This is a genomic window from Gandjariella thermophila (assembly GCF_005405885.1).
Classification (GTDB): Bacteria; Actinomycetota; Actinomycetes; order Mycobacteriales; family Pseudonocardiaceae; genus Gandjariella; species Gandjariella thermophila.
Window position 1 is genome coordinate 1 of sequence record NZ_BJFL01000036.1, and the last position, 16,639, is coordinate 16,639.

A 16,639-nucleotide genomic window follows, 5' to 3' on the forward strand; every position below is an offset into this window, starting at 1 on the left:
ATGCGGCTGCTGGCCGAGGCGGGCGCGCTCGTCTACACCTGCGCGCGGAACTACATCGAAGCTGGCGCTGCCAGCTTTGGCGAAGCCCTGCGAGCCGGGACGCCGGTCATCGCACTGGCCTGGAACCCAGGTACCTGCGCGGAGGCCGCCTTATGCGAACAGACTGGGCTCGTGGTCCAACTCGATCACGACGACGATGACGAGATCGCGGCGAAAGCGCTCGCGGACGCGATCGAGCAGGTAACGCCCCTCCGGGCGGCCGAGGTACAGGAAATCGGACTTGCCCGGTTTGACCCCGTCCGGCATTTCCAGACACTTGCCGCGCGGCCATGCTGACGGGACGCCCCTTCGAACTACTGGCCGCGCTCCGGCAAACCTTCCCCCGATGGGACTGCACCCTCGACGGTGACCACGTCACTCTCACCTACGGGCGAGGCTCCTCCGCCTATTACCCGCCGCGGTGCCCGCCATCGTGGTCCGAGATGATCACGACTCTGGCGGACGTCTGCGCCGCCCACGGCGTCCGACGAGGAAACCTGCTGCCCCTGCATGGCTTGGGCGACGCCGAGCTGACGTTCTCGGCTATCCAAGTCCTCGACCCGTACCTCAAGCACGGCCACCGCCACGTGCACTCGCACGGGTTTGTCCCGCAGCCGGTCGTGCGGTTCACAGGCCAGCGCGATGAGCACGGCACGTTGTTACCGGGCTTCGCCACATCGTTCGTCAACGTCTCGATCGTCGAGCCGATCAAGACCGTTCCCGAACATGCGGCCCTGATCGACACATGGATCAGCGCGCTCTCACGTCTCGGTTTCCATGCCCAGCACCTCACCATCAGCGGCAACCTGGTTGTCTGGCAACGCACCCCAGTCGCGGGGATCACCCTGCGGTTCCATCACGAAGGCCGCGAACTTGGCGACGCCGTGCTGCTGTGGAACAACGAGGACCCATCGAAGCTAGCCACCGACATCGGTTCCGGCCTCGAACGGCTGGCCTGGCTACTCACGCGTCGAACCTGGGCCAACGTCCTGTACGGCGACTTGGACGGGCAGGCAGATCTTCGCGTCCTCGACGCCGTACGCACCGCGACCCTCATCGTCGGCACCGGTATCCGCCCCGCATCACGCGGCCCCGGTCACGCCGTTCGCCGCCTGCTCCGTGCCGAAGCGCAGCGCACCGGCGGCCTTGGACTCAGTCGGATCGTGCGGTGGGCACACGAGTACTGGAGCGGAATCGAACCGCTACTGGTGCCGTGGCCGGAAGTTTGTCGCATCCTCGACACGGAGGCCCTTGATCACAAGGAGTACACGGATCGCAAGTCGGTGGTCAACTCAGCGGGCAACTGGGTGGTCAACTTATGAGTTGCCTACCGAGTTGCTGCTAACAAGGGAACAACATTGCTGGTCACGCCGCTGCAAGAGCGGGAATGCTCGTCCCCCAACTTCCTGGGGATAACTACCCCGCATAGGGGTCAAGAGGTGCGAGTAGCGCGAGGCCCGGAGTCCCACGACGACGCGGGCGCACCGGGCTCACTTCCAGCCGTATCCGCAGATCGACTAGCACCGGCGAGCCTAACAAGCTGCACTGCTCCGGCCGAGCGAACTTTCAAGCGTCGGTGTCCAAAATCGGCCGTCAATTGCCTCTCCTGTAGTGCTTGGGTTCCTGGCACACTGGAGGAGGCCGATTGATCATGCTCGCGCGGCGGGCGATCGGCAGTCACCACACCATCAGACCCAAGCGTGTTATTGGTCACATTTTTCTTGATCGCGTCCCATGAGGGCCGTTTTTCCGGACTTCAGGGGCGTCCAGGGTTCCTCTGACCGATGGGTGGTGTTGATGGCTGACCGCAGACACAACGAGGCTCACCGTCGCGCGGCTCGCGCGGCGGGTGGTGCTGCGGATGGGGCGACGGGTGCGGTGCGTCCCAGGGCCGCAGGGGCATCCGCAGGGGGCCTTGTCCCTCACTCCGCAGGTCGGGGCGGGGACAAGGCGCGCGGCGCGGGTGTCCGACTGATTGGTCACAATCAGTCTCATTTCACGTCTGCCGCGCGGGGGCGCAGCCGCACAGCGGCGGGCGGAGAGCCGGACGGGGCGCTGTGGGCGAAGCTGACGCCTCGGGATCGTCTGGTATTGGAACTGGTTGCTGAACATCATGTTCTGACCACCGAGCAGCTTCGTGCGCTGGTGTTTCCGTCGATCTCGCGCGCACAGCATCGCTTGCTGCACCTGGCTGATCTGGGCGTGTTGTGGCGCACGCAGCCGTATCGCGCCGAAGGTGGCTCGAAGCCGTTTCACTACCTGCTGGGCTATCGCGGCGTCGAGCTGCGCGCCGCCCACAACGGCACGAGTCCGCCGCGCCCAGCGGCGCACGCGGATCGGCTGCGCCGCATCCTCGAATCCCCGCGCCTGGGTCACCTGTTGGGGGTGAATCAGTTCTTCGCCGATCTCGCCGATTACGCCCGCCGTAGCGGGCTCGGCGCGTTCGCCGCCGATGCGCGGGATTTCGCCCGCGAGGGCTTGCACACGTGGCGCTCCGAGGAGTCGATCACCGAGTTCTACGGCAACAAGATCACCCCGGACGGCTACGGCTGCTGGCACGAACACGGCCGGTGGCTGGGGTTCTTCCTGGAACACGACACCGGCACCGAACCCCTGCGCCGCGTCGCGGACAAGATCGACCGCTACACCGGGTCCGGCAAGCCCTACACCGACCGTCTGGATGTGGCGCAGCGGTTGGCGGGCATGGTGCTGATCTGGACCACCAGCGCCCGCCGCGAACAGGGCTTGCGGAAAGCCTTGCAGGCCAAGCATTCCCCCGTCCCCGTGGCGACCGCGTCCCGCAAGCACGGCCACCCGGACGGCCCGGCAGGCGAGGTGTGGTCCGTGGTCACCGCCGTGCCCGAGCAAGCCCGGCGGGTGCGATTGGGCGAGCTGCCCACCGTGATCGGCGGCACCACCGACGACGGCACTCCCAGGGTGCTCGCCGAGTTGGCCACACGCCCGCCGTCGCCGCTCGACGATGACGACGAGGGCGCCTACCTCGACGGCGTCACCGACGAGATGCGCGAGGCCAACCGACACGGGCTCGACATCGGAGACCTCGTGCTCACCGACCCCGATCCCGACGAGGACACCACGAGCCACGGGACGCCCACGCGGCAACCGTGGCAGCGGCGGCGTCCCGCCTGACTCCTTGACAACTCGACACGATCGTCTGTGCTCTCTGGTCGACCCGCCCCGTGTCTCGCCCCGCGCGAGACCCCAGCCGAGACCATGATCGAGACCCGAGACCGGGAAAACGAGACGAGACACCGAGTCTCGCCCCGGTCTCGCCGGTGGTCTCGCTGATCGTGGGCGGTGAGAGCCCAGAACTCCGGCCGGTGATCGCTGGCCCCGACGGGTGCCCGAGTGCAGTCGGGGAGTCGAAGCCCACCGGCCTTGTTCAGCCTGGCACCGCCAGCCACCACAGCGCGCGTCATGGCGCGTGCCCGCACCCCTGGAAAGCCTGACACGGCACGGGGTTCGGGTGATCCGGCTGGCGTTGTGCCCGCTGCGTCGACGGTTACCCATGCTGCCGACCAGCGCCCGCGACCTCCCGCCACGAGCGGGCTCGCGGGCACCCGGAGGTGCCCTATGTGCCCCCACAACCCCGAAAACCGCCACGAGCACACCGACAGCGCTGGTGATGCGAACGGCAACGTCGTGCCGCTTCGCCGCAGCACAGCCCGCGCCGGCGTTACGGTCGAACGGATCGACACCGAGCCGATGACCGCCGAAGAATACCGCCGCGCGGTCATCGCACTCGCCGCTTTGATCAATGAATGGATACAACAGGAAGACACCCCGCCAGACGACGAAAAAGCCGCCTAAAACCAGACATATAACCTTCCCAAGATGACCACGACGAGGGATAATACAACCATGCGCGACACCCGCTGTGACCTGCGGTGTTAGTCGGTTCTTAGTCAGCTCTTGTCACCAGAAAAACAGTTTTGTTCACGCCCGATCCGGGCCAGCAAAAAATGGCCCGGATCGGGCATCGAAAAGGAACACTGAGGGAGTCTTTTCATGGGGCGATCGAGCACCGCGCGACGCACCAAGAATGCGGCGATGACGCTGGATGATCTCGACACGGTCCGGGTCGGGGTCTACATGCGGCGTTCCACCGACGACGAACACCAGCCCTACTCCATCGAGGCCCAAGACGAACGGTTGAAGTCCTATGTGGAATCTCAGCCCGGCTGGCATGTGGCCATGCGGTTTTCCGACGACGCCTCGGGCGCGACCACCGAGCGGGATGACCTGCAACGGGCACTGGCCGCCGCGCGAGCGGGGTTGATCGATGTGCTGCTGGTCTACCGAGTGGACCGGTTCTCCCGGAACCTGCGGGACATGGTGACCCTGCTCGACGAACTGGACCAGTGCGGCGTGGTGTTCCGCTCCGCCACGGAACCGTTCGACACCTCCACGCCGATGGGGCGGATGCTGGTGCAGATGCTGGGCATGTTCGCCCAGTTCGAACGCGACACCATCATCGACCGCGTGATCAACGGCATGGAACGTAAAGCCGCCAAAGGGCTCTGGAAGGGCGGCAGGCGGCCGTTCGGCTACACCGTCGCCCAGGACACCCACCGGCTCGTGCCCCACACCGACGAGTCGCCGATCGTGCGGTTGATCTTCCGGCTCTACACCTACGACCGGTTGGGCTCCAAGGTCGTCGCTCGCGTGCTCAACGAGCGAGGTCACCGCACCACCACCGGCGGCACCTGGTCCGCCTACCAAGTCCTGCGAGTGCTGTCGAACCGGATCTACATCGGCGAACTGTCCTTCCGGGAGATCACCGTGAACGACTGCCACACACCCCTGATCGACACCGAGACGTTCGAGGAAGCACAACGCCTGCTGGCCGAACGCGGCGAGGACCACGCCCACCGCCGGGCCAACGGCTCCGACTACCAGCTCACCGGGCTCATGCGCTGCCCGAAGTGCGGCAAAGCCATGATCGGCACCCGCGCGACCGGCAAGAACAAGGTCTACCGCTACTACACCTGCTTCACCCGCTCCCGCTACGACACCGCCAAGTGCGACGGGCACCGCATCAACGCCGACGCCGTCGAGCAAGCCGTGCTCGACGCACTGGCGAGCTTCTACCGCGACCACCACGCGCTCATCGCCGACGCGGTGGCCGAAGCCCAGCGGCAACACCGCGCCGGGCACGACACACAACAAGCCGAGTTGGCGAGCGTGGAGGCCAAGATCACGGAGACCAACGGCAAGATCGACCGCTACCTCACCGCCTTCGAAAACGGCACCCTCGATGAGGAGTTGGTCGGCCAACGCCTCGCCGAGCTGCGCGCCACCAGCAAGCAACTGCACGCCCGCCGTGAGGAACTCGCCGCCGCGCTCGACGCCGAGCCCACCGTCCCCGAAGCGGCCACCCTCGCCAAGATCGCCGATCACATCACCAGGGTCATCGACCGGGGCAGCGACCAGACCCGCAAAGCCCTGATCGAAACCCTCATCGCCGAAGTCAAGATCACCAGCCCCAGCACCGTCATCCCCAGATACCGCATCCCCCAACCCCACGCACACGACACAACAGCAGACACAAACAAGGCCCTGACCAGCGACAACACGCCAGCCAGGGCCTCGAAGGAAGGTGTTCGTGCAATGACTAATTTGGTGGAGGTGCCGGGAATCGAACCCGGGTCCTCTGGCGCCTCGCCAGGGCTTCTCCGTGCGCAGTCCGCTGTGCCTCTGCTCGGCCCCACCGGTCACGCGGACGAGCCGGTGTGACGGGCCCAGTCGCTGTGGGTGTCCCGTTCAGCCCCCGCGACCGGGGCTGACGGTGAGCCTCCTAGCTGATGCCGGCAAGCCGGGACGGAGGCGCTCCCGGGCCGACAGAGTCGCACTCGCTCAGGCGGCGAGGGCGAACTCAGCGCGATTAGTCTTGGCGCTTGTTTTTTTCGCGACGACGCTTCAGGTGGTCGGTCGCCTGCACCTGCACGCTTCCCCTGACTCAACGTCCAGAGTCGAAACCGTTCACCCCCTCGTCAGGCTCCGTACGGTCGTCCGTACGCATCAAGGATAACGTCCGGGGCCCACGGGATCATCCCGGTTACCGGGCCACCTGTGACGCGGGTGACCGGTTACGCACGAACCTTGCCCTTCAGGGCGCGGCCCGCCGCCCTGGTCATCTCCCGCTGCGCGTCCCGCTTGGCCAGGTCCTGCCGCTTGTCGTAGGACTTCTTACCGCGGACCAGCGCCAACTCGACCTTGACCCTGCCGTCCTTGAAGTACAGCGACAGCGGGACCAGGCTCAGCCCCTTCTCCCGGGTCTTGCCGATCAGCCGGATGATCTCCTTGCGGTGCAGCAGCAGCTTGCGGGTCCGGCGCGGCTCGTGGTTGGTCCAGGTGCCCTGGGTGTACTCCGGGATGTGCACGTTGCGCAGCCAGACCTCACCGTCGTCCACGGTGGCGAACGCGTCGACCAGCGACGCGCGGCCGGCCCGGAGGCTCTTCACCTCGGTGCCGGTGAGCACGATGCCGGCCTCGATGCTGTCCAGCACCGCGTAGTCGTGCCGCGCCCGGCGGTTCGACGTGATCAGGTTGCGACCGCGCTCCTTGGGCATGTTCTCGACCTTACCTACCCGGACCAGCGGTTTTCCCGCCGACGCTAGAGGCGCACGTACAGCCGCAGCGTCACGTAGCCGGTGAATGCCGAGATGGCGGCGGCTACCAGGAACAGCCACGGTGACACGTAGACAATATCGAGCATACCCAGTTCTGGAATGACGCCGGACTGGATCGGAGCCTGGAGCACCTTGTCCAGGAAGGCGATCTTGGCCACCACCAGCAGGACCACCGCGAGCACCGAGCCGATCAGCCCGGCGACCACGGCCTCCAGCAGGAACGGCAACTGGGTGTACCAGCGGGTGGCGCCGACCAGCCGCATGATGCCGACCTCGGTGCGCCGGGTGTACGCGGACACCTGGATGGTGTTGGAGATCAGCAGCAGCGCGGCGAGCGCCTGGACCAGCGCGACCGCGAAGGTGGCGTTCCGTACCCCGTTGAGCACGTCGAAGAATCGATTCAGGAACTGACCCTGGTCATCGACGCTGCGCACGCCGGGTTTGCCGGTGAACGCCTTGATGATGACGTCGGAGCGGGACTGGTCGGTGAGCTTGACGTGGAAGGAGGCGGGCAGCGCCTCCGGCCGGGCGAGCTTGATCAGCTCGGGCTGGCTGGAGAAGATCTGCTTGAACCGGGCGTACGCCTGGTCGCGGTTCTCGAAGGTCACCGACTCGACGCCGGAGGTCTGCGTCAGCTCGTCGCGCAACCCGGCGCACGGCTGCTGCGAGCAGTTCTTGTCGTTCGCGCTGACGTCGTTGGTGAGGTAGACGGAGACCTCGACCTTGTCCGAGTAGAGGGTCTGCATCTTGTCGATCAGCCGGACGACGAGCAGACCACCGCCGAGTAGGCCGAGCGAGATCGCGGTCGTGAGGATCATCGCGATGGTCATCGTGACGTTCCGGCGGAGGCCGGTGATGACCTCGCTGAACACGAAGCTGGCACGCATCGGGGTCGGCGTTCCTTGGGGTTTCGGGGTGGCGGTGGGGTCGGGGTGGGAGCCTCAGCGGCCTACGCCGTAGACGCCCCTGGCGTCATCCCGGATCACCCTGCCCTGGTCCAGCTCGACCACCCGCCGCCGCATCGAGTCGACGATCGAGTGATCGTGCGTGGCCATCAGCACCGTCGTGCCGGTGCGGTTGATCCGCTCCAGCAGCAGCATGATGTCCTGGCTGGTGTCCGGGTCGAGGTTTCCGGTCGGCTCGTCGGCGAGCAGGACCAGCGGGCGGTTCACGAACGCCCGGGCGATCGCGACCCGCTGCTGCTCGCCGCCGGACAGCTCGTGCGGCATGCGGTTGGCCTTGCCCTCCAGGCCGACGAGTTGCAGCACCTCGGGCACGACCTTGCGGATGGTGTGCCGTGGCTTGCCGATCACCTCGAGGGCGAAGGCCACGTTCTCCGCGACCGTCTTGTTCACGAGCAGCCGGAAGTCCTGGAAGACGCAGCCGATGGACTGCCGCAGGCGGGGGACCCTGCGACGGGCCATCCGGGCCACGTCGAAGTTGGACACGTAGACCCGGCCCTTGGAGGGCACCTCCTCCCGCAGCAGCAGCCGCAGGAAGGTCGACTTGCCGGACCCGGAGGGCCCGATGAGGAACACGAACTCACCCTTGACCACGTCCACCGAGACGTCCTGCAGTGCGGGCCGAGGAGTGGTCTTGTAGACCTTGGTCACGTGCTCGAGCCGGATCACAAGGGGCGAGTCTACCTGCGTCCATTCGGAGGATGTCTGCTCACCTGATGGACTGATGTAGCCGGGCCTCCTGGGACATGTGGTACGTGTGTTTCTCTTGGTGCGTCCTTGGGCCGGCCTTGGCATACCCCCGTCCCGGTTGACCAACCCGTGGTCCTCGGATAGCGAGCCGACGACCATCGCGGCGGCACCGCCAGGGGTAACCGTGAAAATCTTTCCGGCGCGGCCCGGCCTCGCGCCGCCCGGCGGCCGGGCCACCCGCGGGCTCAGCCGGCCTGCTGCTGGCGCCGCCAGCGGATGCCGGCCTCGAGGAACGCGTCGATGTCGCCGTCCAGCACGGGTGTGGGGTTGCCCACCTCGTGGCCGGTGCGCAGGTCCTTCACCATCTGGTACGGGTGCAGCACATAGGAGCGCATCTGGTTGCCCCACGAGCCGCTGGAGTCGTCCTTCAGCTGGTTGATCTTGGCCTGCTCCTCCTGCCGCCGCCGCTCCAGCAGCTTGGCCTGCAGCACCGCCATCGCGGTGGCCTTGTTCTGCAACTGGGAGCGCTCGTTCTGGCAGGACACCACGATGCCGGTGGGGATGTGCGTGATGCGCACCGCCGAGTCGGTGGTGTTCACGCCCTGCCCGCCGGGGCCGGACGAGCGGTACACGTCGACCCGCAGGTCCTTCTCGTCGATGTCCACGTGGTCGGACTGCTCCACCACCGGGACCACCTCGACGCCGGCGAACGAGGTCTGCCGGCGGCCCTGGTTGTCGTAGGGCGAGATGCGCACCATCCGGTGGGTGCCCTGCTCGACGGACAGCGTGCCGTACGCGTACGGGGCCTTGACCCGGAAGGTGGCCGACTTGATGCCGGCCTCCTCCGCGTAGGACACGTCGTAGACCTCGGTCGGGTAGCCGTGCCGCTCGGCCCAGCGCAGGTACATCCGCATCAGCGTCTCGGCGAAGTCGGCGGCGTCCACCCCTCCGGCCTCGGCACGCACCGTGACGAGCGCCTCACGCTCGTCGTACTCGCCGGAGAGGAGGGTGCGCACCTCCAGCGCGGAGATCTCGTCGCGGAGCCGCTGGCGCTCCGCGTCCGCCTCCTCGCGGCTGGACTCGTCACCCTCCGCCTCGGCGAGCTCGTAGAGCACGCCGAGGTCGTCGAGGCGCTGCTTGAGCTCGCCGATCCGGCGGAGTTCGCCCTGCCGGTGGGCGAGCTGGCTGGTGACCCGCTGGGCGTGCTCCACGTCGTCCCAGAGGTCCGGCCGGGCCGCCTCCTGCTCCAGCTCGCTCACCTGGGCGCGCAACGCATCGAGGTCCATCACCGCCTCGACGTTGGCGAGCGTGGCGGAGAGGTCCTTCAAGTCGGCTGCGACGTCCGGGTTCACAAGGCCGAGCGTACGTCAGCCTGCGGAAGGAGTCGTCGGTCGGCCGGCCAGTCAGCCCGTTGGGATGGCATCCAGCAGCTTCAGCACCGCGCGTGCGTAGCCCAGCCCGAACTCGGCCACGGCCCGAGAGTAGGGGTCCTCGGCCGCCTTCATCGCCGCCCGGGCCGCCTCCTGGTCACCCTGGTACCGCTCCCGGGCAAGCTGGACGAGGTTGGCCCGCTGCTTCGGGGTGAGCGTGTTGGCGTGCATCAGCCGGAGGATCAGCGGGCTGCGCAGGTGGTCCGGGCCGGGCTCGGAGGTCAGCCAGGCCTTGAAGGCCTTCTTGCCGGCCGCGGTGAGCACGTACTGCTGGCTGGAGCGGGGACCCTGCTTGCCCAACCGGAGCAGCCCGGCCTCGGCGAGGGCGGGCAGCTCCCGGTAGACCTGGCTGCGCGTCACGCTGAAGAAGGCGCCGAACCGCTCACCGGCGGCCGCGACCAGCTGGCCGCCCGTCATGGGTCCGTCGTGGAGCAGGCCAAGAAGTGCTGCGGCAGTCGCGTTCAACTCTGACACGCCTCCACCGTGCCACGACACGACACAGCTGTCCACAGTGGTCAACCCTTCCGTCCACAGTGGCTGATCACGGGCTAGCCTTCGTTGCGCTGACCAGACCACACTGTTGCGCTCTGCGGCGGGCCTGCCGAATCGTGATGCCAACTCCAGACGAAAGTAGGTGCTCCCGGCGCGGCGGCGGCCGGAAGATGTCCGGCCTGAACGCATGGTCCGTCCCCGGACCGTCCACAACACCCGGAAGGACGCCGTGACCAGCACTGATGCCGGCTTGTGCGAGCCGAGGGGCCGTGGTTTTCTGCACCCGACACACCGTCCCGACGGCTGGGGCCGCCGGTCCGCCGCCCGGTCGGCCGGTCGTGCGGACGCGGCGCCCCAGGGTCGGGAATGCACAACCGCGGCACAACGGGATTTCGCCGGGGACCGACGCGTGCCCGGCGGGGGCCCGGTGTGCGGGGGAGGACGGACGACCAGGTGACAGGGTTCCTGTTCCGGCGGCTGCTCAACTACATCGTGCTGTGCCTGCTGGCCACGTTCCTGGCCTTCAGCCTCGCCTCGCTGACCTTCCACCCGCTGGACCAGCTCAAGCAGCGCAACCCACCGCCGCCTGCCGCCACCATCCAGGCCAAGGCGCACGAGCTGCGGCTTGACCAGCCCATCCCGCTGCGCTTCGCGCACTGGATGGGCGGCGCGGTCCGCGGCGACTTCGGCGAGACCATCAACGGCACGCCGATCACCGCGGAGCTGGGCCGGCGGGTCGGCGTCAGCCTGCGGCTGTTCCTCATCGGAACGGTGCTCGGCATCGGGCTGGGCGTGCTGGTCGGCGTGGTCAGCGCGATCCGGCAGTATCGGTTCAGCGACTACTTCGCCACCCTGCTCGCCTTCGTGGTGCTGTCCACGCCGGTGTTCCTGCTCGGCACGCTGCTCAAGTTCGGCGCGTTGCAGCTCAACACCGCGGCCGGGACCACCCTGCTCAACTTCACCGGGGAGAGCACCCCCAACTTCACCGGTAGCTTCGGCGCCGCCGTGCTGGACCGGCTGCAGCACCTGGTGCTGCCCACGCTGACCATCGCCCTCGGCCAGATCGCGCTGTACAGCCGCTACCAGCGCAGTGCCATGCTGGACGTGCTGGGCAGCGATTTCCTGCGCACCGCGCAGGCCAAGGGGCTGACCCGGCGCCGGGCGCTGTTCAAGCACGGCCTGCGCACCGCGCTCATCCCGATGGCCACCCTGTTCGCCTTCGGCTTCGGCCTGCTGATCACCGGCGGCGCGTTCACCGAGCAACTGTTCAGCTGGTACGGCATGGGCAACTGGCTGGTCACCGGCATCACCACGCAGGACACCAACATCACGGCCACGGTGACCCTGTTCGTCGCCGTCTGCGTGCTCGTCTCCGGCTGGCTGTCCGACCTGCTCTACGCCGTGCTCGACCCCCGGGTCCGGCTCTAGGAGTCCCACCGATGACGATGTCCCGAACCGAGCAGGACGCCGCGGGCACCCTCGAGTCGGCCGCCGGCTCACCGGTGGAGCCCGGCTTCGCCCCCGGCGCCGCCACCACCCGCGGCCGGCTGGTGCTGCGCCGCTTCCTGCGCAACCGGCTGGCCCTGGTCGGCCTGGTGGTGGTCGTGCTGCTCTACGTGACCGCCTTCCTCGGCCCGGCGATCTCCCCGTGGACCTACGACAGCCAGGACTACACCGCGTTCCTGGTGCCGCCGAGCCCGAGCCACTGGTTCGGCACCACCCAGATCGGTGGCGACGTGTTCGTGCAGACCATGCGGGGGCTGCAGAAGTCGCTGACCATCGGCCTTCTGGTTGGTGTGATCTCCACCTCGGTGGCCGCGGTGGTCGGCGCGGCGGCCGGCTACTTCGGCGGCTGGGCGGACCGGGCGCTGATGTGGCTGGTCGACCTGCTGCTGGTGCTGCCGTCCTTCCTGATCCTGGCCATCCTCAGCCCGGGCCTGCAGCAGACCGGCTGGCTGATCTTCGTGGTGCTGCTCGCCGCATTCAGCTGGATGATCACCGCGCGGATCGTCCGAGGCATGACCCTGTCGCTGCGGGAGCGCGAGTTCGTCAAGGCGGCCCGGTTCATGGGCGAGGCGCCATGGCGGATCATCGCCAGGCACATCCTGCCCAACATGGCCTCGCTGCTGATCATCGACGCGACCATCAACGTGGGCACCGCGGTGCTCACCGAGACCGGGCTGAGCTACTTCGGCTTCGGCGTCCAGCCGCCGGACGTGTCGCTGGGCACCCTGATCCGGGACGGCACCCAGTCCGCGCTGACCACGCCGTGGCTGTTCCTGCCGGCCGGCATCCTGCTGATCGTCAGCGTGCTCGCAGTGAACTTCGTCGGCGACGGGCTGCGGGACGCGCTGGACCCCAGTTCCACCCGGGGCCGGCGGCGCGAGCGGCGGGCGAAGGCCACCGCCGGGCGCCGCGCCGCGGTGTCGGTCGATGAGCGGACCAGCACCTCGGGAGCCGTGGCATGAGCGGCGCCACCCCCGACCGGCTGGCGGGCGGCACCCTGCGCGCTTCCGGCCCGCCGGCCGGCGCTCCCGTGCTGGAGGTCGCCGACCTCGAGGTGTCGTTCCCCAGCGAGTCCGGCCGGGTGCACGCGGTGCGCGGGCTCTCCTACACCGTCTCGCCCGGCGAGGTGCTCGGCATCGTCGGCGAGTCCGGCTCGGGCAAGTCGGTGTCCTCGCTGGCCGTGATGGGACTGCTGCCGGAGCAGGCCAGGGTGTCCGGGTCGATCCGGTTCCGCGGGCGCGAGCTGATCGGGCTGGCCGACGCGGAGCTGGCCAGGATCCGCGGCCGCCGGGTGGCGATGATCTTTCAGGACCCGCTGTCCGCGCTCACCCCCGTCTACTCGGTCGGCGACCAGATCGCCGAGGCCGTCCTGGTACACGGCGACGGCCGGGTGTCCCGCCGGGACGCGGCGAACCGGGCGGTGGAACTGCTCGACCTGGTCGGCATCCCGAACGCGGCGGCGCGGGCGAAGGCGTTCCCGCACGAGTTCTCCGGCGGCATGCGGCAGCGGGTGGTGATCGCCATGGCGATCGCCAACGATCCGGACCTGATCATCGCGGACGAGCCGACCACCGCCCTGGACGTCACGGTGCAGGCGCAGGTACTGGAGGTGCTGGGCACCGCGCGGGAGGTGACCGGCGCTGGCATCGTGATCATCACGCACGACATGGGCGTGGTCGCCGGGTTCGCGGACCGCGTGATGGTGATGTACGCGGGGCGGGCGGTGGAGACCGGCCCCGTGGACGAGATCTACCGCCGGCCACGCATGCCGTACACGCTGGGCCTGCTCGGCTCCATCCCGCGGCTGGACGCGGCCGGCCGGCAGCGCCTGGTGCCCATCGAGGGCCAGCCTCCTTCGCTGGTGGACCTGCCGCCCGGCTGCCCGTTCGCCCCCCGCTGCCCGATGGTGGTGGACGCCTGCCGCGCCGAGGAGCCGCCGCTGGCCGAGGTGTCGGCCGGGCACCGGGCGGCGTGCATCCGCAGCCACGAGATCACCGATGACGACCCGGCCGCCGTGTTCGGCGTGCCGCCGCTGGCCGAGCCGGAGGCCACCGTCCGACCCCGCCAGGATCGGGATGCGGTGCTCGAGCTGGACAACCTGGTCAAGCACTACCCGGTGACCAAGGGAACCGTGGTCCGCCGCCGGGTCGGCACGGTGCACGCGGTGGACGGGATCTCCCTGGACATCGTCGAGGGCGAGACGCTGGGCCTGGTCGGCGAGTCCGGCTGCGGCAAGACCACCACGCTGATGGAGATCCTCGGCCTGACCCCGCCGATGGGCGGCCGGATCGCGGTACTCGGCCGGGACGTGGCCACCCTCGACCGGCGGACCCGCAAGGCGGTGCGCCGCGACCTCCAGGTGGTCTTCCAGGACCCGATGGCCTCGCTGGACCCGCGGCTGCCGATCGCCGACGTGCTCGCCGAACCGATGCGGGTGCACGGCGTGGACCGGGAGCGGATCGCCGCGCGCATCCCGGAACTGCTGCGCCTGGTCGGCCTGCGCCCGGAACACGCCTCCCGCTACCCCGGCGAGTTCTCCGGCGGGCAGCGGCAGCGGATCAGCATCGCCCGCGCGCTCGCGCTGGAGCCGAAGCTGCTGGTGCTGGACGAGCCGGTGTCCGCGCTGGACGTGTCCATCCAGGCCGGTGTGATCAACCTGCTGCACGATCTGCGGGCCAAGCTGGGCCTGGCCTACCTGTTCGTGGCGCACGACCTGTCGGTGGTGCGGCACATCGCCGACCGGGTGGCGGTGATGTACCTGGGCAAGATCGTGGAGATCGGCGCGGTGGACGCGGTGTTCGGAAACCCGCTGCACCCCTACACCCAGGCGTTGCTGTCCGCGATCCCGATCCCGGACCCGGCGCGCGAGCGGCAGCGGGAGCGGATCGTGCTCACCGGCGATCTGCCCAGCCCGGCCGATCCGCCGTCCGGCTGCCGGTTCCGCACCCGGTGCTTCCTGTTCCGCTCGCTGCCCGAGGAGCAGCGGGCCCGCTGCGTGGAGCAGGAGCCGGCCCGCGACCCGCACGGCCCGGACCACCGGGTGGCCTGCCATTGGGCCCGCCCGCGAGACGTGATCTAGCCGACGAGCTTTCCGGCCACCGAACGGGTTGGCCGGGCAACGGCCGATCGTGGCCGACGACCAAGGGAGGGATCGACGTGGCGGCAGTCCGACGGAGGTGGACCCTGCTCGCCGCACCGCTCGCGGCGGGGGCGCTGCTGCTCTCGGCCTGCGGGGGTGGCGGTGGCTCCGGGCAGAGCGCCCAGTTCAGGCAGTTCGGCGTGAACGACATCAACCCGCAGCCGGTGGAGAAGGTGAAGCAGGGCGGCACGCTCAACCTGGCGATCACCGCGCCGATCGAGAACTACAACTACAACCAGGTGCAGGGCGTCTCCAAGGACCTCAACGACGTCATCCTGCCGATCCTGCCGTCCATCTTCACCAACAACCCGGACAGCACGGTCAGCCTGAACAGGGACTACCTGGAATCGGCCGACGTCACCTCGACCAACCCCCAGGTGATCACCTACCGGATCAACCCGAAGGCGAAGTGGTCCGACGGGACCCCGATGACCTGGCGGGACTTCGCCGCCCAGTGGAAGGCGATGAGCGGCACGCCCGGCTACCTGCCCGCGACCACCACCGGCTACCAGGACATCGGCAGCGTCGAGCGGGGCGCGAACGACCAGGAGGTGAAGGTCACCTTCAAGAACACCTTCGCCGAATGGAAGAGCCTGTTCGGCCCGCTCTACCCGGCCTCGGCCAACGACAACCCGGACGCGTTCAACAAGGGCTGGCTGGGCCGGATCCCGGTCACCGCCGGCCCGTTCCGGGTGAAGAGCATCGACGCCACGGCGAAGACGGTCACCGAGGAGGCCGACCCGAACTGGTGGGGTGCCAAGCCCAAGCTGGACACCATCGTGTTCCACCCGATCTCACCGGACCAGATGGCGCAGGCGTTCGCCAACGGCACCATCGACGCGGTGGACATCGGCCCGTCGGTGCCGATCTACCAGCAGGTGCAGCAGGTGCCCGGCGCGAAGATCCACCGGGCGCTCGCCCCGAACTGGCGGGTGCTGAACTTCAACGGCGCGCCCACCTCGGTGCTGGCCGACCCCAAGCTGCGCACCGCGATCTTCAAGGGCATCAACCGGGACGTGATCGCCAAGGCCGAGGTCGGCCCGATCATGCCGGACGCGCACCCGCTGCAGAACCACATCTACATGGAGGGGCAGCAGGGCTACCAGGACAACGGCGGGCCGTACGCGTACAACAAGGACGAGGCGGCCCGGGCCCTGGACGCGCTGGGGTGGAAGCTCAACGGTGACACCCGGGAGAAAGACGGCAGGAAGCTGGAGATCCGCTGGGTGGTGCCGGCCGGCGTCAAGGTCAGCGCGGACGAGGCGCAGCTCGCGCAGAAGCAGCTCGCCGAGATCGGCGTGCGGGTCAACATCCAGACGGTGGACTCGACCGCCTGGCAGAACCAGTACATCAACGTCGGCAACTTCGACGTGCAGAACATGTCCTGGATCGGCGTGCCCTTCCCGCTCAGCTCGTCCACGTCGATCTACACGTTCGACCCGAACTCGGTGAACCAGAACTACGGCCGGGTGCCGGACACCGCCGGCCTCAACGACCTGTACCGGCAGGCCAACGCCGAGCTGGACGACGCCAAGCGGATGCAACTCGGCAACCGGATCGACCAGGCGATCTGGCAGGAAGGTTTCTCGCTGCCGCTCTACCAGCGGCCGGACGCCGTCGGCGCCAAAGCCAACCTGGCCAACTACGGCGCCTTCGGCTTCGGCCAGCCGGACTGGACCAAGATCGGCTTCACCTCCTGAGTCACCCGGATGGCGGGCCGGGCCGGAT

Annotated in this window: 13 protein-coding genes, 1 other RNA gene and 1 pseudogene; 9 read left to right on the forward strand and 6 right to left on the reverse strand. The window is 68.5% G+C overall.

Translation table 11 applies throughout. The annotated features are described in order from the left end of the window. The 5 genes and pseudogenes from FFT21_RS29305 to FFT21_RS29975 all read left to right on the forward strand — a co-directional run. Positions 1-336, forward strand: a 336-nt coding sequence (locus FFT21_RS29305) for a glycosyltransferase (RefSeq protein WP_192909715.1), incomplete at its 5' end; no start/stop codon positions are given. Positions 337-482: 146 nt separating this feature from the next. After that, positions 483-1,361, forward strand: coding sequence for a hypothetical protein (locus FFT21_RS23765; protein ID WP_137816158.1), 879 nt, complete (start codon positions 483-485; stop codon positions 1,359-1,361). Positions 1,362-2,130: 769 nt separating this feature from the next. Then, positions 2,131-3,189 (forward strand): replication-relaxation family protein, encoded by a 1,059-nt coding sequence (locus tag FFT21_RS23770; protein WP_225978700.1) that lies wholly within the window; start codon positions 2,131-2,133, stop codon positions 3,187-3,189. A 444-nt stretch (positions 3,190-3,633) separates the two neighbouring features. After that, on the forward strand, positions 3,634-3,870 hold the full coding sequence (locus tag FFT21_RS23775) for a hypothetical protein (protein WP_137816159.1): 237 nt from the start codon (positions 3,634-3,636) through the stop codon (positions 3,868-3,870). 282 nt (positions 3,871-4,152) lie between these two features. After that, a pseudogene (locus FFT21_RS29975) lies at positions 4,153-5,079 on the forward strand (recombinase family protein); the annotation flags it as partial. Positions 5,080-5,680: 601 nt separating this feature from the next. Here the strand turns inward: FFT21_RS29975 and ssrA are convergent. The 6 genes from ssrA to FFT21_RS23810 form a co-directional block, all read right to left on the reverse strand. Further along, positions 5,681-6,050: a transfer-messenger RNA gene (ssrA, locus tag FFT21_RS23785) on the reverse strand. 99 nt (positions 6,051-6,149) lie between these two features. Beyond that, on the reverse strand, positions 6,150-6,632 hold the full coding sequence (gene smpB, locus FFT21_RS23790; RefSeq protein WP_137816160.1) for an SsrA-binding protein SmpB: 483 nt from the start codon (positions 6,630-6,632) through the stop codon (positions 6,150-6,152). Positions 6,633-6,676: 44 nt separating this feature from the next. Further along, a complete protein-coding gene (gene ftsX, locus FFT21_RS23795) occupies positions 6,677-7,579 on the reverse strand; it encodes a permease-like cell division protein FtsX (protein ID WP_137816161.1) in 903 nt (300 codons plus the stop codon). A 54-nt stretch (positions 7,580-7,633) separates the two neighbouring features. After that, the gene (ftsE, locus tag FFT21_RS23800) at positions 7,634-8,323 is read right to left on the reverse strand and encodes a cell division ATP-binding protein FtsE (protein WP_137816162.1); all 690 of its coding nucleotides are present in this window, start codon (positions 8,321-8,323) and stop codon (positions 7,634-7,636) included. Between the two features lie 266 nt (positions 8,324-8,589). Continuing rightward, positions 8,590-9,696 carry a peptide chain release factor 2 gene (prfB, locus tag FFT21_RS23805; RefSeq protein WP_137816163.1) on the reverse strand — a complete coding sequence of 369 codons (1,107 nt, stop codon included), beginning with the start codon at positions 9,694-9,696 and terminating at the stop codon, positions 8,590-8,592. 51 nt (positions 9,697-9,747) lie between these two features. Beyond that, positions 9,748-10,248: a PadR family transcriptional regulator gene (locus FFT21_RS23810; protein ID WP_137816164.1), complete on the reverse strand. Its 501-nt coding sequence runs from the start codon at positions 10,246-10,248 to the stop codon at positions 9,748-9,750. Between the two features lie 471 nt (positions 10,249-10,719). Between FFT21_RS23810 and FFT21_RS23815 the strand changes: the two genes are divergently transcribed. The 4 genes from FFT21_RS23815 (at position 10,720) to FFT21_RS23830 (ending at position 16,611) form a co-directional block, all read left to right on the forward strand. Next, positions 10,720-11,694, forward strand: a complete 975-nt coding sequence (locus FFT21_RS23815; protein ID WP_137816165.1) for an ABC transporter permease — start codon at positions 10,720-10,722, stop codon at positions 11,692-11,694. Positions 11,695-11,705: 11 nt separating this feature from the next. Continuing rightward, positions 11,706-12,734 carry an ABC transporter permease gene (locus tag FFT21_RS23820; RefSeq protein ID WP_225978701.1) on the forward strand — a complete coding sequence of 343 codons (1,029 nt, stop codon included), beginning with the start codon at positions 11,706-11,708 and terminating at the stop codon, positions 12,732-12,734. Further along, on the forward strand, positions 12,731-14,851 hold the full coding sequence (locus FFT21_RS23825) for a dipeptide ABC transporter ATP-binding protein (protein WP_137816166.1): 2,121 nt from the start codon (positions 12,731-12,733) through the stop codon (positions 14,849-14,851). Before FFT21_RS23820 ends, FFT21_RS23825 begins: the two co-directional genes overlap by 4 nt. Before the next feature lie 77 nt (positions 14,852-14,928). After that, positions 14,929-16,611 carry an ABC transporter family substrate-binding protein gene (locus FFT21_RS23830; protein ID WP_192909716.1) on the forward strand — a complete coding sequence of 561 codons (1,683 nt, stop codon included), beginning with the start codon at positions 14,929-14,931 and terminating at the stop codon, positions 16,609-16,611. Positions 16,612-16,639 lie beyond the last annotated feature (28 nt).

Coding starts and splice junctions, on each gene's coding strand:
- FFT21_RS23765 (WP_137816158.1), top strand. CDS start 483: ATGATCACGACTCTGGCGGACGTCTGCGCCGCCCACGGCGTCCGACGA.
- FFT21_RS23775 (WP_137816159.1), top strand. CDS start 3,634: ATGTGCCCCCACAACCCCGAAAACCGCCACGAGCACACCGACAGCGCT.
- smpB (WP_137816160.1), bottom strand. CDS start 6,632: ATGCCCAAGGAGCGCGGTCGCAACCTGATCACGTCGAACCGCCGGGCG.
- ftsX (WP_137816161.1), bottom strand. CDS start 7,579: ATGCGTGCCAGCTTCGTGTTCAGCGAGGTCATCACCGGCCTCCGCCGG.
- FFT21_RS23820 (WP_225978701.1), top strand. CDS start 11,706: ATGACGATGTCCCGAACCGAGCAGGACGCCGCGGGCACCCTCGAGTCG.
- FFT21_RS23825 (WP_137816166.1), top strand. CDS start 12,731: ATGAGCGGCGCCACCCCCGACCGGCTGGCGGGCGGCACCCTGCGCGCT.